At 71.3% G+C, this 19673-nt stretch carries 19 protein-coding genes and 5 pseudogenes; 12 read left to right on the top strand and 12 right to left on the bottom strand.

Annotated elements, in window-relative coordinates:
- Positions 1-169 precede the first annotated feature (169 nt).
- The gene (locus ACX25U_RS02085) at positions 170-1060 is read left to right on the top strand and encodes a CBS domain-containing protein (protein WP_454388504.1); all 891 of its coding nucleotides are present in this window, start codon (positions 170-172) and stop codon (positions 1058-1060) included.
- A 20-nt stretch (positions 1061-1080) separates the two neighbouring features.
- On the opposite strand, the gene ACX25U_RS02080 is transcribed toward ACX25U_RS02085, so the two are convergent.
- The 3 genes and pseudogenes from ACX25U_RS02080 to ACX25U_RS02070 all read right to left on the bottom strand — a co-directional run.
- Positions 1081-1965 carry a universal stress protein gene (locus ACX25U_RS02080; protein ID WP_454388502.1) on the bottom strand — a complete coding sequence of 295 codons (885 nt, stop codon included), beginning with the start codon at positions 1963-1965 and terminating at the stop codon, positions 1081-1083.
- A gap of 142 nt (positions 1966-2107) precedes the next feature.
- Positions 2108-2272, bottom strand: a pseudogene (locus tag ACX25U_RS02075) (hypothetical protein); the annotation flags it as partial.
- 41 nt (positions 2273-2313) lie between these two features.
- Positions 2314-2928: pseudogene (locus ACX25U_RS02070) on the bottom strand (CBS domain-containing protein); the annotation flags it as partial.
- 213 nt (positions 2929-3141) lie between these two features.
- On the opposite strand from ACX25U_RS02070, the gene ACX25U_RS02065 reads away from it, so the two are divergent.
- The 6 genes and pseudogenes from ACX25U_RS02065 to ACX25U_RS02040 all read left to right on the top strand — a co-directional run.
- Positions 3142-4053: a universal stress protein gene (locus ACX25U_RS02065; RefSeq protein WP_454388500.1), complete on the top strand. Its 912-nt coding sequence runs from the start codon at positions 3142-3144 to the stop codon at positions 4051-4053.
- Between the two features lie 15 nt (positions 4054-4068).
- On the top strand, positions 4069-4965 hold the full coding sequence (locus ACX25U_RS02060; RefSeq protein WP_454388499.1) for a universal stress protein: 897 nt from the start codon (positions 4069-4071) through the stop codon (positions 4963-4965).
- 671 nt (positions 4966-5636) lie between these two features.
- Complete coding sequence (locus ACX25U_RS02055; RefSeq protein ID WP_454388498.1) at positions 5637-6707, top strand: zinc-dependent alcohol dehydrogenase family protein; 1071 nt, start codon at positions 5637-5639, stop codon at positions 6705-6707.
- Between the two features lie 78 nt (positions 6708-6785).
- Positions 6786-7460: a helix-turn-helix domain-containing protein gene (locus tag ACX25U_RS02050; RefSeq protein WP_454388496.1), complete on the top strand. Its 675-nt coding sequence runs from the start codon at positions 6786-6788 to the stop codon at positions 7458-7460.
- A gap of 201 nt (positions 7461-7661) precedes the next feature.
- Complete coding sequence (locus tag ACX25U_RS02045) at positions 7662-8081, top strand: Hsp20/alpha crystallin family protein (protein WP_454388494.1); 420 nt, start codon at positions 7662-7664, stop codon at positions 8079-8081.
- Positions 8082-8623: 542 nt separating this feature from the next.
- Positions 8624-9079, top strand: a pseudogene (locus ACX25U_RS02040) (universal stress protein); the annotation flags it as partial.
- 348 nt (positions 9080-9427) lie between these two features.
- Here ACX25U_RS02040 and ACX25U_RS02035 read toward each other — a convergent pair.
- Positions 9428-9685, bottom strand: coding sequence for a DUF1876 domain-containing protein (locus ACX25U_RS02035; RefSeq protein ID WP_454388492.1), 258 nt, complete (start codon positions 9683-9685; stop codon positions 9428-9430).
- A gap of 166 nt (positions 9686-9851) precedes the next feature.
- On the opposite strand from ACX25U_RS02035, the pseudogene ACX25U_RS02030 reads away from it, so the two are divergent.
- Positions 9852-10016 (top strand): annotated as a pseudogene (locus ACX25U_RS02030) (LuxR C-terminal-related transcriptional regulator); the annotation flags it as partial.
- Between the two features lie 82 nt (positions 10017-10098).
- Positions 10099-11844 carry a sensor histidine kinase gene (locus ACX25U_RS02025; RefSeq protein ID WP_454388490.1) on the top strand — a complete coding sequence of 582 codons (1746 nt, stop codon included), beginning with the start codon at positions 10099-10101 and terminating at the stop codon, positions 11842-11844.
- Positions 11845-11889: 45 nt separating this feature from the next.
- Here the strand turns inward: ACX25U_RS02025 and ACX25U_RS02020 are convergent, their stop codons facing one another.
- Both ACX25U_RS02020 and ACX25U_RS02015 read right to left on the bottom strand, forming a co-directional pair.
- Positions 11890-12123: a BON domain-containing protein gene (locus ACX25U_RS02020; protein ID WP_454394870.1), complete on the bottom strand. Its 234-nt coding sequence runs from the start codon at positions 12121-12123 to the stop codon at positions 11890-11892.
- An 87-nt stretch (positions 12124-12210) separates the two neighbouring features.
- Positions 12211-12435 (bottom strand): annotated as a pseudogene (locus tag ACX25U_RS02015) (hypothetical protein); the annotation flags it as partial.
- A gap of 164 nt (positions 12436-12599) precedes the next feature.
- On the opposite strand from ACX25U_RS02015, the gene ACX25U_RS02010 reads away from it, so the two are divergent.
- From ACX25U_RS02010 to ACX25U_RS02000, 3 genes are all read left to right on the top strand, one after another.
- Positions 12600-12788, top strand: coding sequence for a hypothetical protein (locus tag ACX25U_RS02010; protein WP_454388488.1), 189 nt, complete (start codon positions 12600-12602; stop codon positions 12786-12788).
- A 96-nt stretch (positions 12789-12884) separates the two neighbouring features.
- Positions 12885-13094, top strand: a complete 210-nt coding sequence (locus ACX25U_RS02005; protein ID WP_454388486.1) for a hypothetical protein — start codon at positions 12885-12887, stop codon at positions 13092-13094.
- 988 nt (positions 13095-14082) lie between these two features.
- Complete coding sequence (locus ACX25U_RS02000) at positions 14083-14610, top strand: manganese efflux pump MntP (RefSeq protein WP_454388485.1); 528 nt, start codon at positions 14083-14085, stop codon at positions 14608-14610.
- A 5-nt stretch (positions 14611-14615) separates the two neighbouring features.
- On the opposite strand, the gene pqqE is transcribed toward ACX25U_RS02000, so the two are convergent.
- From pqqE to ACX25U_RS01970, 6 genes are all read right to left on the bottom strand, one after another.
- The gene (gene pqqE / locus ACX25U_RS01995) at positions 14616-15752 is read right to left on the bottom strand and encodes a pyrroloquinoline quinone biosynthesis protein PqqE (protein ID WP_454388484.1); all 1137 of its coding nucleotides are present in this window, start codon (positions 15750-15752) and stop codon (positions 14616-14618) included.
- On the bottom strand, positions 15745-16074 hold the full coding sequence (gene pqqD, locus ACX25U_RS01990; protein WP_454388482.1) for a pyrroloquinoline quinone biosynthesis peptide chaperone PqqD: 330 nt from the start codon (positions 16072-16074) through the stop codon (positions 15745-15747). The genes pqqE and pqqD overlap by 8 nt, the downstream gene beginning before the upstream one ends.
- 5 nt (positions 16075-16079) lie before the next feature.
- Complete coding sequence (gene pqqC, locus ACX25U_RS01985) at positions 16080-16778, bottom strand: pyrroloquinoline-quinone synthase PqqC (protein ID WP_454388480.1); 699 nt, start codon at positions 16776-16778, stop codon at positions 16080-16082.
- Positions 16779-16782: 4 nt separating this feature from the next.
- Positions 16783-17670: a pyrroloquinoline quinone biosynthesis protein PqqB gene (pqqB, locus tag ACX25U_RS01980; protein WP_454388478.1), complete on the bottom strand. Its 888-nt coding sequence runs from the start codon at positions 17668-17670 to the stop codon at positions 16783-16785.
- A 136-nt stretch (positions 17671-17806) separates the two neighbouring features.
- Positions 17807-17905 carry a pyrroloquinoline quinone precursor peptide PqqA gene (gene pqqA / locus ACX25U_RS01975; RefSeq protein ID WP_454388477.1) on the bottom strand — a complete coding sequence of 33 codons (99 nt, stop codon included), beginning with the start codon at positions 17903-17905 and terminating at the stop codon, positions 17807-17809.
- Positions 17906-17951: 46 nt separating this feature from the next.
- A complete protein-coding gene (locus ACX25U_RS01970; protein ID WP_454388476.1) occupies positions 17952-19655 on the bottom strand; it encodes a PQQ-dependent dehydrogenase, methanol/ethanol family in 1704 nt (567 codons plus the stop codon).
- Between the last annotated feature and the right edge of the window lie 18 nt (positions 19656-19673).

Here is a 19673-nt window from a genome sequence, read left to right as displayed (position 1 = left end):
GTCCTCCTGCCGGTCCGCACCTGCCGTTCCCCAGTCTCACCACTTCTCGTGCCGGTTCGCACCAGAAGGGACCGTGGTGCTGCTCCACCAGGGCCGTTCGGCTCTTGGCCGGGACACGTGGAGCGCGAGACTGGGACCGTAGGCGACCCGACGGATGCCGGAGGCTGCCGTGAACAAGCACGAGAACCACGCCACGGACACCGAGGCCCGCCGTGCCGTGCCGTCACGCCACTCGCGGCCCGGCGAAGAGGAGCGGCAGGAGCTGCTTCTGCGCTATCTGGGCGCTGTCGCCACGGTCTCGGCCGAACACGCGGGGGCCGAGCGGCAGGGCCCGCAGGCACGGAGTGGCGCGACCACACGCACGAGCCCGGCGGGACAGCAGACCGGCGGCTCCCCCGAGGAGCGGCCGTTGCAGCAGCCCGCCGAGCCCCCACTCGTACGGGACGTGATGGACATACCCGCCGCATCCATGCGGGACGACCTGTCGTACCGCGACATCGCCCGTCTGCTGGCGCGCGAGCACGTCGGAGCGGTTCCGGTGGTCGATGCCGACGACCGGGTGGTCGGCATGGTGTCCGAGTCCGACCTGCTGGCGAAGGTCGCCTTCGAGGCTTCCGGTCACCGGCACGGACGCATCGGCAGGCTGAGGGAGCGGCGGCTGCACGACAAGGCCCGCGGTGAGACGGCAGCGGACCTGATGACCAGCCCCGCGATCACCGTGCTGCCGGGCGCCACCGTCGCCGAGGCCGCCTGGCTCGCGGCGCTGTCGCGTCTGAAGCGGCTCCCGGTCACCGACCATGACGGGCGCCTGGTCGGCGTCGTACGCCGCGATGCGCTGCTCCAGGCCCTCATCAGGGATGACGCCGGGATTCGCAAGGAGATCGAGGCGAGGATCCGCGCCTTCTGCTCCCCGGCCGACCGTGACGCCGCCGAGGTGACGGTGCGCGACGGCGTGGTGGAGCTGACCGGCCGGATGTCGCCGGCCGCGACGGCCAGGCTGGTGGCGGAGGTGGAGGACATCGACGACGTGGTCGAGGTGCACAACCACCTCACGTCCTGATCGAAGTGGCCGGGAGAGGACTACTCACGGTGTTCGTACGGCACCGTGATGACCGGGCATCGGGCGTGGTGCAGAACGCCCTGGCTGACCGAGCCCAGAAGCATGCCGCTGAAGCCGCCGAGCCCGCGCGTGCCCACGACCAGGCCGAGAGCGTGCGCGGATGCCTCGGTGAGGACCTGCACCGGATGCCCGCGTACGACCTCGTGGCGCAACTCGACTTCCGGATGGGCGGCGGTCCGCCCGGCCACCGTCTCCGACAGGACACGACGGCGCTCCTGAACGGCCGTGTGCTCGTCGAAGATGTCGAGCACCGGAGGGTGCCAGACGTACAGGGCCCGAAGGACCGCGCCGCGCAGGGCGGCCTCCTCGAAGGCGAGGTCGACGGCAGCGGCCGAGTGCGCGCTGCCGTCCACGCCGACGACGAAGTACGGCGGCTGCTGGGTGACGTGTTCCGGCTCGGGTATCACCACTACCGGACAGGCGGCGTGGGCGACGAGCGTCAGACCGACCGCCGCGGAGGTGAACAGCTCCTGCCTGGTGCTCAGATGCCAGGACCCCACCACCACGGCTGTCGCATGCCGGGCCTGCTCGCGCAGCACCCAGGCCGGAGATCCCTCGGCCAGCAGCCCGGATGCCTCCAGGCGTGGATGCCGGGACTCGACGAAGGTGACGGCCTCCTTGAGCGTGTGATCACCGGCCGCGTGCAACTCGTCCTTCCATTTCTCCCAGGAAGGGAGCCCGCCACGTGGCCGGTACCCGGCGGTCGGCAGTCCCTGTGCGTGCACAAGAAGCAGGGGCAGGTGGCGCCGGTTCGCCTCGTCCGCGGCCCAGGCGAGCGCCATCCGCTTGTGCGGATCGGGGTCGACACCGACCACGATCGGCTTTCGGCCATCGGTGTAAGCCATCAAGGCCTCCCGAATCAGAGCATGTCCTCTTCGTTTTCGTTGCGTTCGCGCACCACCGCCATGGGCCCGTGCGCATGCTGAAGCAGCGCCTGGCTGCCGATCCCAGCATCGGTCCGGTGAAGCCTCCGCGCCCGCGCGAGCCGACGACGGTGAGCTGAGCGGTGTAACTTGCCTGGATCAGTGCCTGACGGGTGGGGCCGTTCACAGCCCTTTGCTCCACGCGCACCTCCGGATACCGCTCGCGCAGGCCCGCGACCGCCTCGGCGAGCAGGCGCTCCTCCGCGCCGGCCGGCGGCACGTTCCCCATTGCGGTCCGCCTTCCGGGTGGCCGGTGCGTGGCGGGTGACTTCAGCGGTGAGCGGAGCGACCGCTCGTGTCGTCGGCGCGGTAGGTGATGTCCGCGGTGGCAGAGACCACCCCGTCGACTCTGTGACACAGGCGCTCGATCACCGGGATGAGGCCCTCGGCCTCCACGATGCCCCTGAGAGCGACCCGGCCGTCCGTCACGGTGACCGTCAGGTCGGCCGAGGAGAGACCCGGAGTCCGGACGAGGACCTCGCCGGTGATTTCCTCGCGGATCGCCTCGTCGCGGCGCAGGAAGATCCGCAAGAGGTCATCGCGGCTGACGATCCCCACCAGGACGCCCGTTTCGTCGACCACGGGAAGCCGCTCGACCTCGTGGGCGTCCATCGTGCGCGCGGCTTCGACAACGCTCCACTCCGGGCGGGCACACACCGGTGGAGCTGTCATGAGCTCCTCGGCCGTGGCACCGTCGGGTACTTCCTCCGGGCCCTCCGGGCGGGACTGGGGGAGCAGCCCGGCCGGGTCGGGCCGGCCGGCCACTGTGCGCAGCGACACCACCCCGACGGGGCGGCCGAGGTCGTCGACGACGGGTACAGCGGTCACATCGTGGTCGGCCAGAGTCCGGACGACGTTCTTGAACGGGGTGTCGGGCCGTCCGCGGGAGGGAAGGGCCGATCGGTACCCAGTGCGCGGTGCCTGACCAACGAGGCGACCCGCGAGACGAGGGGGTTCCGCCCGGGCGGATCAGGACGCCCGGACCACCTTGGGGCCGTTCGGCCCCTCCTGGGCCGGAGCCCGTCGTAGGACCGTGAGAGAGCCGGTGAGACGCGGGTGGCCGGTGCCTGCCCGCACCCGCAGCAGGAGGTGGAGACCATGCCGCGCACCGTCACCGTAGGTCTCGATGGTTCGTCCGAGAGCCGGGCCGCCGCCGAATGGGCGGCACGCGAGGCCAAGCTGTACGGGTTGCCGTTGAAGCTCATCCACGTCTGGCAGCCTCTGGCGCAGGCACCGCTCCTCGGTGCGGAGACCGACCGGGATTGGACCGAACAATTGTTCGGGGAAGTTGCCGAAGGCCTGCGGCTGCGCCACGCCGGTGTCGAAGTGATCACCGAGCACGTGCCCGGCCGTCCCGTCGAAGTGCTCTGCCAGGCAGCGAAGGAAGCCGAACTACTGGTGCTGGGCTCCCGGGCCCTGGGCGGTGTCGGCGGCTTCGTCCTGGGTTCCGTCGGCCTCTCGGTCGTGGCGCACGCCGAACGGCCCGTGGTCCTGGTCCGCTCCGGGGAGCAAGCCGCGGACGAGCACGAGACGGACCCCGTCGGCGTGCCGTCCGCCGCGGCCGCTTTCCGGCCCGTCGTGCTGGGCCTGGACAGCGTCGGCCCGGACGAGGGCCTGATCCGGTTCGCCTTCGACGCGGCCGTGCGCCGGACCGCGTCGCTGCGCGTAGTGCACGGCTGGTATCCCCAGCCCTCCTCCGGGCACACCATGCCCGAAGACGCCGAGCCGTACGAGTCCGTGGCGGTGAGGGAGTCCGCCGTACTGGCCGAGGCACTGCGCCCGTGGCGGCAGACGTACCCGGACGTCGAGGTGCTCGAGGACGCGCGGTTCGGCAGTGCCGCCCAGCTCCTGGTGGACGCCTCCCGGAAGGCCTCCCTGGTCGTCGTGGGTCGGTGCGTGCGCCGCAGGCTGTTCGGCACCCACATCGGTCATGTCGCCCACGCCGTGCTGCACCACGCAGCCGTCCCCGTCGCGGTTGTCGCGCACGACCGAAACCCCGATCCCCGGTGAGGGAAGGTGAGGACCATGGACCTTCCGCTGGTCGTCGGTGTGGACGGCTCCGAATCCAGCCTGCGGGCCGTGGACTGGGCGGCCGACGAGGCCGCTCTGCGCGGCGTGCCCCTGCGGGTGGTGTACGCCTCGCTGCGGGAACTCCCCCAAGCTCTCGGCTCCGCTCGAGCAGGGGGGACCCCCATCGAGGGCGCCGGGCTCGCACGGGAGCTCGCCGAGGTCGTCGTCCGGGCCGCCGCCCACCGCGCCCGCCGGCGGCGGGCCGGCCTGCAGATCAGTATGGCCGCCCTGCCCGAATCCCCCGAGTACGTGCTCGTGCGGGAGGGCAAGAACGCCTCGGCCCTGGTCGTGGGCAGCCGTGGCCGCAGCGGCGTGGTGGACCTGCTGCTCGGTTCGGTCAGCCTGCTCGTGGCCGGGCATGCCGACTGCCCCGTGATCGTGGTCCGCGCCCGCAACGACAACCAGGCCCTCCCCGCGATGCACGGCCGTGTCGTCGTCGGCGTCGGGGACGAATCGGCGGCGGCGGTGCGCTTCGCCGCCCAGGAGGCCGAGCGGCGCGGGGCCGTGCTGGAGGCCGTACGGGCCTGGCGGTGCCCCGCGCACGAGACGATCGACCACCCCCTGATTACCGGAGAACCCGAGCACGTGTATGAGGAGCGGGCCGCCGAAGCCCTGGAGGCAGCGCTGCGGGATGTCCTGCCGGAGGTGGAAGTACAGCGCTGCGTCATGGAGGGGCCGGCCCGCCGGGTGCTTCTGGGCGTCGCGTGGGAGGCCGATCTGCTGGTCGTCGGGGCCCGCCGTCGCGCGGGGCACTTCGGGCTCCGGCTCGGCCGGGTCGCCCACACCGTCCTGCACCACTCGCCCTGCCCGGTCGCCGTGGTGCCCGAACGGGGCGTGAGCGCACGGGCATGAGGTCGCACGAGGCCGTGCGGGAGCCATCGCGATCCGCGGTGGCTCCCGCACTTGAGGGAGTCGACCCGGGTGGTCGTGGTCAGCTGGGTCAGGACGCGGCTCACGTCGGTGAGGGTGACGATGCCGGCGAGGTGCCCGTCGCCCAGGACCAGGGCTCTGCGCTGTCCACGCCTGTCCGGGCGGGCCACCAGGTCGGCGGCCGGTTCGCCGGGGGACGGTGGTCGTGACCTGGGCGAGCGGGCGCATCAGTTCTCCGCTCGGCGTGGCCGAGCGGTCCCGGAGCGGTGCCCGGTCGACGAGATGCACAGCCGCTCGCGCGTACACCTCACGCCTTTCTTGCCGCTCATCGCTCGCCACCTCCTCCTCGTCGCCCCGTGTCTCCGACAGTGCCGGCGACGGACGCGGTGCCACATGGGCTGGCCAGGCAACGTCCAGGGGCCGAACGGACCTGTCTGGCCGGCGAAAACGGGCCGGTCGGCCCTGCGCCACGGGGGTCGGCGGGCAGGCACGTCACGACGGCCTGCCACCGGCCGTGCGCCGCGCGGATCAAATGCTCCGGTCGGCCGCCCGATGGGGCCGACCGGCCCAAGCACAGCCCCGGTCTGCTGGGCAAGCTGGACTTATGGGGCAACTCGACGGCAGGACCCGATGACGAGAGGGTGAGGGTCGGTATGAAGGGCTACGTCTTCCACGGTCCCGGGCAGTCCGCCTGGGAGGAGGTCCCCGATCCGGACGTCATGGAGCCCACCGACGCCGTCGTCCGCGTCGACATCGTCACCATCTGCGGCACCGACCTGCACATCCTCAGGGGCGACGTGCCCGAGGTCCGCCCCGGCACGGTGCTGGGGCACGAGGCCGTCGGCGAGGTCGTCGAGATCGGTGCCGACGTGCGCACGGTACGGCCGGGGGACCGGGTTTTGGTCTCCTGCATCACCGCCTGCGGCCGGTGCCGCTACTGCCGCGAGGCCGTGTACGGCCAGTGCCTGGGCGGCGGGGGCTGGATCCTCGGCCACCGCGTCGACGGCACCCAGGCGGAGTTCGTCCGCGTGCCCTTCGCCGACCTGTCCGTGCATCCGCTGCCCGCGGCGGTGGCCGGCGAGGACGCCGTGCTGCTGGCCGACGTCTTCCCCACCGCCTACGAGGTCGGCGTGCTCAACGGGCGGGTGGGGCCCGGGGACACCGTCGCCGTGGTCGGCGCCGGGCCCGTCGGGCTGGCGGCGATCGCCACCGCCCGGCTGTTCGCGCCCGAGCGCGTCATCGCCGTGGACATGGCCCCGGCCCGGCTGGAGGCCGCGCGCAAGCTCGGCGCCGAGGCGGTGGCCGACGCCCGCGAGGCCCCCGAGCAGCTGGTCGCCGACCTCACCGGCGGGCTCGGCGCGGACGTGGTGGTCGAGGCGGTGGGGGTGCCGGAGACCTTCGAGGTGTGCATGCGCATGGTGCGGCCCGGCGGCCACGTCGCCAACGTCGGCGTGCACGGCAAGCCGGCGACCCTGCACCTGGAAGAGCTGTGGATCAAGAACGTGACCATCACCACGGGCCTGGTGGACACCTGCTCCACGCCCGTCCTGCTGAAGATGGCGGCCGCCGGCCGGCTGCCCGCCTCCCAGCTGGTCACGCACACCTTCCCGCTGGAACGCATGGAGGAGGCGTACGACGTCTTCGCGCACGCCGCCGAGACCGGGGCGCTCAAGGTCGTCCTCGGCGGGCCGCAGCACGAGGTCGTCCCCGTGACCCCGGCCTGACCGGGCCGTACGGAAAAGACCTGACAGCCCGCACACAAGCCACCGACGGTTCGCTGACAAGCAAGAAAGGAACGGGCCATGGCCGAACAGATAGTGCCGAAGACGGTGGAGGGCATGCCTCTGGGCTACCTTGGGCGGCACCTCGTCCAGCGGCGGGCCGAACTGGGCCTGACCCTGGAGCAGACGGCCGACCGGGCGGGCCTGGCACCCGGCTACGTCGCCTATCTCGAGGAGCAGTCACTGGCCGCACCGGGCCCCGCCGCCCTGGCGAAGCTGGCCGCCGCGCTCGAGACCACGGTCGGCGAACTCACCGGCGGTGCGGCCGATCTGCCGCCGGGCGTCGGCCGGGCGTCCTGGAAGCCCCACTTCACCGAACTGAGCCAGGAGGAATGCCGGACGCTGCTCTCCACGCATGGTGTGGGGCGCCTGGCGGTGCCCACTGCCTCGGGCCCGGTCGTCGTGCCCGTCAACTACAGCGTCGTGGACGGCGCGATCGTCTTCCGGACCGCGCCAGGCACGACACCGTATCTGGCGTCGGGCTGCCAGGTGGGTTTTGAAGTCGACTGTATAGACGACGCCTCCGGTGAGGGCTGGAGCGTGCTGGTACGTGGCTACGCCCGGACCGTGACGGACCCCGACGAGATACGACGGCTCACGCAGCGCGCGTACAGCACGCCCTGGGTGGGCGGCGAGCGCGACGTATGGATGAGCATCGACGCCCGCGCCGTCACCGGCCGACGCGTCACCGCGTGAAATCACCGGCCCTGTCCCAGAGGTGGCCGAGCCGGCGGAGCACCGACACCTGGAGTCGGCCGCCGCGGGCCATGTCCCGGATCCACCGCCTGTCCGGTGGCCCTGGACACCGACAGGGCCGATGGGACCCCGTCCTGGACCGGCCGGCCCACGCGCGTACCGGTCCGCGGGCGGGATGATGGAAGAGGAGAGGAGGGCGACATGAGCGGCATGATCGAGCGGCTGCCTGCCTGGCCGACGCTGCCGGACCTGTTCGGCTGGGTCGAGACCGGATTCCCGGGTGGGCACGCCCCGGGTCTGCACGGCATCCGGATCGAGGAGCACATGGCCGACGGGACGTACGTCCTGAGGGCCGAACTCCCGGGTGTCGACCCCGAGAAGGACGTCGAGATCACCGTCACCGAAGGGGTCCTGACCCTGCGCGCCGAGCGCAGTGAGGAGTCCACGCAGAAGCACCGCACCGAGTTCAGCTACGGCACCTTCGCCCGTTCCGTCCGGCTGCCGGCCGGTGCCGAGGGCGACGAGGCGACCGCGGAGTACAAGGACGGAGTGCTGACCATCACGGTCCCGGTCCCGGAGAAGAAGGCGGGCACCAGGGCCATCCCGGTACGGCACGCCTGAGAGCGGGAGGCGTCGATCCGTACCCCGAGTGCGCGGCCGGGGGACCACCGGCCGCGCACTCACGTGCGTGCCGCTCCTTCGGCCTTCCTGCCCACGTCCTGGTGACGACGCCGGGGCTCGTGGTCAAGGGGCCGTTGCGAAAGTGCTTGCTGGGGCAGCCCGGGTCTTCGTCTTGCCGCCGCCGGTCGGTGAGTTCGTCAGGGCGCCGCGGCGGCAGCCGTCGTCCAAGCGGCCTGCGCGCAGCACAACAACACGTCCGGTGGCACGACATGGCTCGACGGGAAGGACCGGTCCGCTTCTCGCGGATCCTGATTGTGCGGTGCGTGGCCGTCCGGCCGCTTCTCCGCGTCCTTCTCGGGTCCTTCCCGTCACCTACAGCACACCACGCGGGCCGCTGCGGCACCAGGGCCGTTCGGCCCTGATTCCTCGAACAGGGGAGCGGCCTGCCAGAAGGCCTGCGTCGGTCGGGGCGCGACACCGAGGGACCGGGGCAGAGGGCTCCGGGGACGTCTCAGTCGTGAGCCGGCTCGCCGGCGATCCCGGCGGGCCTGGCCGGCACGCACGAGCGGATCCTGCTCGGCGCCGGCGAGTCCGGCACCGGCGAGGAGGCGGTGCGATTCGCGTTCCGCGAGGCCGGGGCACGCGGCTGTGTCCTCGACGTCGTACGGGCCTGGCGCAGCCCCGCGCACGCGCACGGGGCGCCCGGTGACACGGCACCGGACGGCCGGCCCGCCTGCGGGCACGAGGAGCGCGCCGCCACCCTGCTGGAGGAACTACTGCGTGAGGCGACGAACCAGCACCCCGCGGTCCAGGTGCGTCGAGCGACGGTCGAGGGGCCGGCGCACAAGGTGCTGGTGGACCGCTCGGCCGCCGCCGATCTCGTGATCGTCGGGGCGCGGAGCAGGGCAGGGCACTTCGGCCTCCAGCTGGGCCGGACGGGCCACACGTTGCTGCACCACGCGCGGTGCCCGGTGGCCGTCGTGCCACAGCGGGTGTGACCTCGCGGCCCAGCGGCCTGGTGCACGGCTGGGGTCTGGGTACCGCTTCTTCCTGCGCACCGTGAAGCGCGGCGCAGGGCAGCCGCAGGCGTGCGGCGACGCCTGGCGTCCCACGTTCGAACAGCTGCTGGCCGAGCGCTTCGCCCGGGGGGAGAGAGCGACGAGGACGAGTACCGGCGCCGTCGGGACGTCCTGCGAGACGTCCCGTGACAGGGCTCCGGGCGGGCCGGGCACTCGCCCTGGATCTCCGGTCCCGAATCTCCGGCCTCCGGCCGTGGGACCGGTCATGAGACACAGGACCGCGCCACCGGTGTTCGTGCCGGTGGCGCGGTCCGTGAGGTGGCGTCCTCAGGCCCGCACGGGGCCGGTCATTTCGACGATGTCGTCGGAGGCCACGTCGTGCAGCCGGATGGCGAGGTCCTCCAGGGCCCGGCTCGCGGCCAGTTCGTCGCCGATCTCCGGGATCGGCCTGTCGATCGGGTTGCGCCGTGCCACACCGCGGCCGGTGACGGCCGATGTGTCACGGGTGGTGAGCACGGCACGTGCGTGGGTCTCGTCGCCCTCCTCGGTGATGTAGATCTGCACGGTCCAACGCTTGGCTTCCATCGTGATCACTTCCGTACGAAGGTCTCCCGCTTCTTCTCACGGTGCGCGTGAACCGCGGTGCGTCGCCAGAGCCGAACGGCCCTGTCGGACGCCCGGAAGCCCCAACGCGTCCACGGATCCACCGACCCCGCCACACCCTGACGCTCCCCCACGGGATACCTGGAAAGGCAAGGGCCTGACCAGCCGCCGGATCGGCCGGCGGGTGCACCTGGCCGAGAAGACGGTCAAGAACCACGTCTTCCGTCTGCTCGCCAGGATCGGCCTGGAGCGGCGCATCCAGGCAGCCGTCATCGCCGCCCGGGCCCGGGACCGACTGCGCGGCGAAGCCCGACGACCTGCCCGGGCCGCAGCGACTACTGTGGCTGAGGAGCGGAAACGGCTTCCGGCACGTCACAGAGGCTGGAGGGTCAGCGGTGGGAAGCTCCGAGGAGTCCGGGGAGGCCCGTGTGCGGCTGCCGCAGTTGCGGCTGGACGAGCTGCTGGAGGAGTTGCAGGCGCGCCTGGACGCCGCTCGCGGGACCCGGGACCGGGTGCACAGTCTGCTGGAGGCGGTGCTCTCCGTCGGCCGGGAGCTGGAGCTGGAGCAGGTGCTGCACAGCATCGTGGAGGCGGCGGCGGCCCTGGTGGACGCGGAGTACGCGGCGCTGGGTGTGATCGGTCCGGACGGCAGGCGGCTGTCGGCGTTCCACACCGTCGGGGTCGGCGAGGAGGTCATCGCCCGGATCGGCCCGTATCCGGAGGGGCACGGGATCCTGGGTGAGCTGATCCGCCGTCCGCAGCCGCTGCGGCTGCCGAGGCTGTCGGAGCATCCGGCCTCGTACGGCTTCCCGGCGCACCATCCGCCGATGAACTCCTTCCTGGGTGTCCCGATCCGGGTGCGGGAGCAGGTGTTCGGCAATCTGTACCTGACCGAGAAGCGGGGCGGGCTGGAGTTCGACGAGGAGGACGAGTCGGTGCTGGCCACGCTCGCGGTGGCGGCGGGGGTGGCGATCGACAATGCGCGGCTGTACGAGGAGTCGCGGCTGCGGGAGCGCTGGCTGCGGGCCACCGCGGAGATCACCCACAGTCTGATGTCGGGTGCCGCCCAGGCGGAGGTGCTCAAGCTGATCGCCGAGCGCGCGCGTGAGATCACGGGTGCGGCGCTGGTGGTGATGTCGACGCCGGTGAGGGGCACCGGCACGCTCACGGTGGAACTGGCGGTCGGTCTGCGGGCGGAGGCGCACCGCGGCCTGGTGCTGCCCGTCGAGGGCACCCTGGCCGGGGAGGCGTTCGCCGGCGGGGCGCCGGTGAGCAGTCGGGACGTCGCGCATGATCCGCGGGTCTCGGCCGGCCCGCCGCGGTTCGCCGGCCTGGGGCCGGCCGTGGCCGTGCCCGTCGGGGCCTCGGACGGGCATGTCCGGGGGGTGGTTCTGCTGGCCCGGGAGGCCGGTGCGACCGCCTTCTCGCAGAAGGAGCTGGAGCCGTTGCGGGGTTTTGCCGCGCAGGCCTCCCTGGCCATGGAGCTGGCCGAGCGGCGGCAGGACGCGGAGCAGATCGCTCTGCTGGAGGACCGCGACCGCATCGCCCGGGACCTGCACGACCTGGCGATCCAGCGGCTGTTCGCCACCGGCATGACGCTGCAGAGCGCCGGCCGGTTCATCGACCATGCCGGGGCCAAGGAGCGTGTGCTGCGGGCGGTGGACGACCTGGACGAGACCATCAGGATCATCCGGTCGACGATCTTCGGTCTGCGTATGCGCGGTGGTGAGGAGGCCCCCGGCCTGCGGGCGCGTGCGGTGCGTGTGGTCGGGGAGGCCACGCCGGTGCTGGGCTTCGCGCCCAGTGTGCGGATGGAGGGGCTGCTCGACACCCATGTGCCCAGGGAGAGCGCCGACCACGTGGTGGCCGTCCTGTCCGAGTCGCTGGCCAACATCGCCCGGCACGCGCACGCCGACCGCGCGGAGGTGGTGCTGGAGACCGACGGCAGGACGGTACGCGTCACGGTCACCGACAACGGCGTGGGCATTCCGTCCGGGGGCCGCCGCAGCGGTCTGGCCAACATGGCCGAGCGGGCCCAGAAACTGGGCGGCGACCTGGAGTGGACCACGCCCGACGGCGGCGGGACCAGACTGGTGTGGCACGCGCCGGTGAACGGGGGAAGGGACACTCCCGGTCAGTGACCTTGGCCGGACGGACCGGCGCTGGGTGCGCGTGCGGTCGGTGGCTCATACGCGGTGGGCGTGTCCCCGGGTGCCGTCGGACCGGTGGATGGTGTCCTTGTTGACGGACATCACGCCGTCCACCCCGCCGCACAGCCGCTCGATCACCTCGATCACCGGGATGGGGCTTCTGGCCTGCACGGCCCCCTCCAGCGCGACCCGGCCGTCGGTCACGCTGAGCCTCACGTCCGCCGGAGTCAGGCCCAGGGTCCGCGCGAGCACGTCACGGTCGATCTCCACGTACGGGAGAGCGTGCGTCCGGGTGCCGGTGCCGTGGGCGGGGTTCTCGGCCAGGTCGGCCAGTAGCGAAGGGGGGGTGCAGGAGGAGGCTGTGATCGTCCACGCAGGGCGGTCGATGCTGGGGCCGGCCCAGAGAGTCCAGGTGGTGGACCAGCCGCTGCCGTACCAGCGCCTGAAGAAGCCTCCCTGGTGGGGACGTGCCGCTGCTGGGCACGGCCCGCGCCACCGCCCACGGCCGCGACGAGATCCTCCCCGGAGGGTCCGACCCCCAGGGTCAGGACTGCCGCCATGGCCGGACTGGACTTCCCGCACGCCGCGCAGGCCGTGCAGATCGTGCGCCGCCGTATCGTCACCACCGGCAAGGCCGGCCTCGAGCGTGTCTACGCGGTCACCGACCTGGCCGCCGAGCAGGCAGACGCCGCCGGGATCGCGCACCGTGTGCGCCGGCACCGGGCATCGGGAACAAGACCCACCACGTGCGCGGCACCGCCTGGGCCGAGGACGCCTCCCGCGTACGCACCGGGGCGGCTCCTCGGGCCACGGCCGGTCTGCGCAACCTCGCCGTCGGAGCCCTCCGCCTCGCCAGGTACACCAGCATCGCCGCCGGCCTCCGTCACCACGCGCGCAGCGCCACCCGACCCCCGGCCACCCTCGGCATCACGTGATCAAACCGGACAGACTCGCTGAACGACGCCGCCCTGACAGTCGTCATCGCGCTGACCGCGTAAGCAGGGCGTGGCACGATCCCTACCTTGACCACGATGAGCGACGGCAACTCCGTTGCAGATCGTAAATCACCGGCACAAATCGATCGGAAGCTCCGTGATGATCCTGTGATCGTCAGTGCTGACCCGGATGACACCACCTACGAGATGTTCAAGAATGAGGCGCGTAGGTTCAAGCAGCGAGCCCTTCTGGAAGCGATGGCCGCCACATCACTTGCCCTTGAAGGCAAGGGCACCCGAGAGTAGGTGCCCACTACACCTTGGGCTCTGGCTGCGACTGCCTGCGCTTTCCTTCTGTGCGGGAATACTCATCGTTCAATTCTCCCTCGTGAAGCCGGCCCGGCACGGTGCTGTTTGCTCTTCCGAAAGATCACGCCAGCAGAAAAGTTCAGGGACAGTCGGCCGGCGACACCGCTTTCAATCCTGACCCGCACTGCCTGTGAACAGTTCCCTTACCAAGGGCCGAACTCCTAGGAAGTGGCGCGGGCTGACGCGTTTTTCAACGGTTACAGCGGTCGAAAGAAATTGGAGTCCTCTCCGAGGAGACGTTTCGGCAGCTGCTCGGCGCGAGTGTCACCGACGCCGTAGGTGTAGGGCCACTATTGCACGGGGGTGCTTACTCCAACGGTGGATATTGCAGTCCTGGTTGGCTCGACCAGCCCAACTTCGCTGCTGCCCTTGAAGTGATCCCGAAGCCGACCCTTCTGTCGCAGTACAGGTTCAACCCGCTTGCCGACCGTCCGTTGATTCGTATGCCGGACGGGTGTTTCTTGGTGCCAGTGCCTCAGCTGACTACTCGCAAACTCTCGCCTGGAGGATCGCCCTGGCTTGAGCAAGTGGCGTTGGCCCCTCCGCGTGGGCACGGAATTGCTGACGCACCTCCTGGGAAAACACATCAGTTGTCCGGACCGCCGGTTCGTCCGGGGTCGGCTCCTGGCTCCGGCGGTTTTCCGGCGATGCGGGAGTGTTTCCGGGAGCGGACCACCATGAGGTGGCGGGCCCCGCGCGCTGCAGCGGACGGACCCACCGTGAATGCGCTCGTCAGGCACCCTGGCAAGCCTGTGGGTCACCATGGGGCGAGTAGTGTCGAGAATCTGCCGGAAATCCGCTTGCAGGGTTTATCCCGTGGGTCATCTGAGATATCATGTCCAACTATGGCGGATGCTAGCCGAGGCAAAGTCGTTCCTGTCGGCGCCGGTCGTCATCGGGCAGCGGCGTCGCCATGATCTGGGGAATGCTGGCCCTGGGTTTTGTACTCAGTCTCGACAATTTCCGGGTATCGATCGCGCTCGGCACCGTCCCATTCGGTCTGAAGCGCGCGGTGCAGGTCGCGCTGACCTTCGGGCTGTGGGACGCGATTATGCCCCTGACCGGGCTGTTGATCGGTCGCCGGATCGGGGAGGCCGTCGGGGGCGTCGCCGATCCGGTGGGCGCGGCCGCGCTTGGCGGATACGGTCTCTACCTCGTCATCTCGGCCCTTCGGAACCCCGAGCCGGACGAGTTGGACCATCCGTGGGCGCTGTTCGGCATCCCGTTGACGCTGAGCCTGGACAACCTGGTCGCCGGGGCGAGCCTGGGGATGCTCGGGCTCTCGCCGTGGTTCTCGGCCCCCGTCTTCGGCCTCATCACGGCGGTGATGTCGCTGATCGGGCTCCAGCTCGGGCGGGCCGCGGCGCGCCTCGTCCGGATCCGCTCGGACCTGCTGAGCGGGGTCAGCTTGATCATCGCCGCTGTGACGCTGCCGCTGGTGTTCGGCAGCTAGCTTGCTCACCCGACCCCGGGAGCGGACCGGCCCGCTCCACCCGGGTGGCCGATCGGCCGGCGAACCCGGTGCGCGCGGGGGATCAGCCGAAGAGCGTCGGCGCGCGAGTCGGCGTTGGCGGCCTCGACCGCCCGGGCGACCAGGTCGTGGTCGGGCGACAGGTGGCAGACCGGGTCGGTGCGGGCGGCGTCGCCGGTGAGCAGGAACGCCTGGCAGCGGCACCCGCCGAAGTCCAGCTCCCGCCGGGGGCAGCTCCGGCAGGGCTCCGGCATCCAGTCGGTCCCCCGGAACGCGGTCATCACCGGGGACTCGGCCCAGATCCGCTCCAGAGGGTCCTCCCGCACGCTGGCCCGCGGCAACGGCAGGGGCTGGGCGGCCGGGCAGGGCAGGACGTCGCCGTTCGGCGTCACGGTCAGCTGCCGGGAGGCCCAGCCGCCCATGCAGGGCTTCGGGTAGCGGCTGTAGTAGTCGGGGAGGACGTAGATGACGTCCATGCGGTCCCGCAACCGCTCGCGGGCGGCCCGCACGACGACCTCGGCCGCCTCGAGCTGGGCCCGGCTCGGCAGCAGCGCGTCACGGTTTCGCCAGGCCCAGCCGTAGTACTGGGTGTTGGCCAGCTCCACCCGGTCGGCGCCCACCTTCTCGGCCAGTCCGAGCACGTCGGCGACGCGGTCGATGTTGTACCGGTGCAGCACCACGTTCATGGTGAGCGGCCAGCCCAGCTCCTTGACCACGCCCATCGCCTCGATCTTGCGCTGGAAGGACGGGGTTCCGGCGATCCGGTCGGACCTGGTCGGCTCGTCGGCCTGGATGCTGATCTGCACGTGGTCCAGGCCGGCGGCCCGCAACTGCTCGGCCCTCGGGCGCGAGAGTCCGAGGGCGCTGGTGATGAGGTTGGTGTAGAGGCCCAGGTCATGGGCGTCCGCCACGATCTCCACCAGGTCGCGCCGCAGCAGCGGTTCCCCGCCGGACAGGTGGCACTGCAGAATCCCCAGGTCGCCGGCCTCGACCAGTACCCGCCGCCACTCGTCGGTGGTCAGCTCGTCCTGGTAGTCGCCCATGTTCAGCGGGTTGGAGCAGTACGAGCAGGCCAGCGGGCAGCGGTAGGTGAGCTCGGCGAGCAACCCGAACGGGCTATCCATCGTCGAGCTCCACCCAGCGCCGGGCGACGAGCCGGGTCAGGAACTGCCGCACCTCGTCGTCGGGAACGCTCTGGTAGCGCGCGCCCAGCTCGGCCACGATCTCGGTCACGGTGTGCCGCCCGTCGCACAGCTCGAGGATGTCCGCGCCGCTGCCGTTCAGAACCACCACCGTCTCGGGGAGCAGCAGGATCCGACGCTGCCTGGTCGGGCAGAAGGTCAGCCGGACATGGCGCGTCAGCCGGGGCCGTTCCGAGCCGGACACCCCGGTGCCGGGCCGGGTCCTGGTTCCGGTCCGGGTCGTTCCGGTATGGGTCGGGTCCATGATGGTCACTCCGGGTAGGCCTGGTCGATGGCGTCCATCAGGCTCCACAGGACGTCGCACTTGAACGACAGCGCGTCGACGGCGCGCGCCTGGGACTCGGCGGAGAGGCAGTGCGCGGTGACCACCTCGAGGGCGTGCTCGCAGTCGCGGGGGGCCTGCTCCAGGCGGGCGCGGAAGTAGGCAAGGCCCTCGGGGTCGATCCACGGGTACCACCGCTCGAACGCGGCCAGCCGCGCCGCCATCAGGTCGGGCGCGAACAGCTCGGTGAGCGAGGACGCCACCGCCTCCACCCACGGGCGGGTCCGGGCGAAGTTCACGTAGGCGTCGACGGCGAACCGCACCCCGGGCACCAGGTGCCGGTGGTCCCGGATCTCCTCGCGGGTCAGCCCGGCGGCCTCGCCGAGGCGCAGCCACGCCTCGACGCCGCCCTCGCCGGCGGTGGTGCCGTCGTGGTCGACGATCCGTCGGATCCAGCGGCGGCGGACCTCGAGGTCGGGGCAGTTGGAAAGGATCGCGGCGTCCTTGCGGGGGATGTTCTCCTGGTAGTAGAAGCGGTTGGCCACCCAGCCCCGGATCTGCCGGCGGCTCAGCCGGCCGGCGTTCATCCGGACGTGGAACGGGTGCTGGTCGTGGTAGCGCCGCGAGTGTGCCCGCAACGTCTCGACAAAGCCGTCGGCGCCGGTTCCCGTGGTTGTCGTCGTCACGGCACTACACCTGGACCTCGAGGCCGTCCATGGCCACTTCCATGCCGCTCTCCTCCAAGATACGCCGCTCGGGCGCGTCCTCCAGGAGGATCGGGTTGGTGTTGTTCATGTGCACGAAGATCGTCCGCCCCACGCTCAGCGACGGGAGCTGCGCCAGGCTGCCCTCCGGGCCGTCGATGGGCAGGTGGCCCATCTCCCGGGACGTCCTGCCGGCCAGGCCGAGCCGTACGAGCTCGTCGTCGCGCCAGCAGGTCCCGTCGATCAGCAGGCATGCGCAGCCCTTGATCTCCACGCGCAGCGCCGGCGTCAGCGATTGCACCCCTGGCAGGTACACCAGCGTCCCCCCGCTGCGCTCGTCGGTCAGCCGGTAGCCCACGACGCGGCCGTGGTCCGCCCCGGCTCCGAACCGGTCGCGCTTGGTGGTGGGCACGTCGAACGCCCGGCAGGACAGCCCGTCCGCCAGGGCAAGGCCGACGCCGGGGGTCACTGCCCGCCACTCGACCGGGCAGTAGCGCTCGAGCGTGCGCAGAATCCCCGAGCCGACGCACAGGGTCTCGCGCACCGCCGGCGTGGCGTACAGCCGCAGGGCGCGGGCCTCGCGCAACAGAAGCAGGCCCAGCGTGTGGTCCAGCTCGGCGTCGGTGAGCAGCACCGCCTGAAGCGGCGTCGTCCGGTCGTCGTGCGGGTGCAGGCCGGGGAAGGCCTCGATCTGGGCGCGGACGTCGGGCGAGGCGTTGACGAGGAACCACCGGCGACGGTCGGCGCTGACCGCGACCGACGACTGGGTGCGCGCGAGGCCGGCCCGGGAGCGGACCGCGGCGCACACCGGGCAGCCGCAGTTCCACTGCGGGGAGCCGCCCCCCGCCGCCGAGCCCAGCACTCGCAGCAACACGCCGGCACTCCGTTCGTCGAAGATCCGGGTCCGTCGCCGGCCCGGCCGTCCGTCGTCGGCCCGGCCGTCCGTGGCCGTCCCGAGCCGTCGGAGGGCGCCGGACCAGGTCCGGCGCCGCCCCACGTCCACTGGTCCGCTACTCCTCCTCCAACCGAGCGACGTACATGGTCACCTCGGCGGCGACTCCGATCTCTTCGAACTCGGGCGTCTCCCACACAGCGAGCTGAGACTCCATGGATTCACCTCCTCTCCGCCCGAATCGGGCAGGCTCCGGTCACGCGCTACGACGATTCCGGGAGGGCGAAGGCGATCAGGGCGCTTCCGTGCCCCGCGCCGAGCATGCCGGGGAGGAACCCCTCGGCCCATCCGCCCCAGCCGACCGGCACGGCGATGTACTGCCTGCCGTCGACCGTGTAGGTGGTCGGGTTGCTGTGGTGGCCGCTTCCGCACTGGAACTGCCACAGAGTCTCCCCGGTGCGGGCGTCGAGCGCGACGAACTCCCCGGAGGGTTTACCGGCGAACACCAGGTCGCCGCCGGTGGCCAGCACCGAGGCGCACATCGGGAGTTCGTTGCGCCGGCGCCACTTCTCCTCGCCGCCTGTGTCGAACGCGCTGATGGACCCCGCCATGTCCTCGATGTCCACCTGAACGCCCGCGCCCCAGTACGGAATGCTCTCCTTGAACTCCCGGCGCCGCCGGGTGGCCGTGGCCCCGGTGTCCTGGACCGGGACGTAGAAGAGTCCGGTCTTCGGGCTGTAGGCCGCATGGGTCCATTCCTTGGCGCCGGCCGGACCCGGGTAGAAGTGGACCGGTACTCCCTCCTTGTCCGGGTACACCTTGGCCGTCACCTGGCCGTCCCTCGTGATCGCCCCCCACGTGATGCGGTCCACGAAGGGGGTGATCTGGACCCGCTCACCGTTCGTGCGGTCAAGGACGAAGAAGTAGCCGTTCTTGTCGAAGTGCCCGAGCAGTTTGCGCCCGTCCTGCTCGAACAGGATGCACTCGCCGATGCTGTCGTAGTCCCACACGTCGTGCGGGGTGCACTGGTAGTGCCAGCGGATCTGACCGCTGTCCACGTCGACGGCGACGATGCTGTCGGTGAAGAGGTTGTCGCCCGGGCGCACCTCTCCGTCGAAGTCGGGCGCCGGGTTGCCGGTGCCGACGTACAGCAGGTTCGTCTCCGGGTCGAAGGTGCCGGTGATCCAGGGGTTCGCCCCACCCCGTGCCCAGGCCTCGCCATCGGCGGGCCAGGTCGCCGAGCCGGGCTCCCCGGGCTTCGGCACCATGTAGCAGCGCCACTGGTGCTCGCCGGTGCCGAGGTCGAACGCGTCGAGGTGGCCGCGTACGCCGAACTCGCCGCCGGAACTCCCGACGATGACCATGTTCTTCACGACCAGCGGGGCGAGCGTGGCGCTCTCCCCGGCCCGGACGTCTCCGTAGGTCCTGTCCCAGACCCGCTTGCCGTTGGTGGCGTCGAGCGCGAGCAGACGAGCGTTCGCCGCGACGAAGAAGACCTTCCCCTGGGCCACGGCGACCCCACGGTTCACGTTCCCGCAGCACAGGGACACGTCGAAGGGGACCGCATGCTTGTACCGCCAGATCTCCACACCCGTCTTCGCGTCGAGGGCCCAGACCCAGCCGTCCCAGCCGGAGAGGAACATGATCCCGTCGACGACGATCGGGGCGGCCTCGAACGAGTAGGTCGACGCGCCCGCGATCAGACCGGTCGTGCCGGCCTGGAAGACCCATGCGGGGCCGATGCGCTTGACGTTCTCCGTGTTGATCTGGTCCAGCGGGCTGTACCGCTGCCCGTTGTAGGCGCCGTAGTAGGTGAGCCAGTTCTGGGGCTCCTCGCGGGCGTTGAGTATGCGCTCGTAGTCGACGTCGGCCACTACCGGCGGCGCGACGTCTCCCCCTGGGGTCTTGTAGTTCAGGGTTCCCTGGTCGACAGCCCAGCCCGCGTCCACGTAGTCGACGGTCGTCATGTGCTCCTCCTCCTTCTT

Source organism: Streptomyces sp. JNUCC 63 (assembly GCF_054366325.1).
The sequence above is the reverse complement of the archived record's forward strand: the minus strand, read 5'-3'. Positions and strand labels throughout refer to the sequence as shown.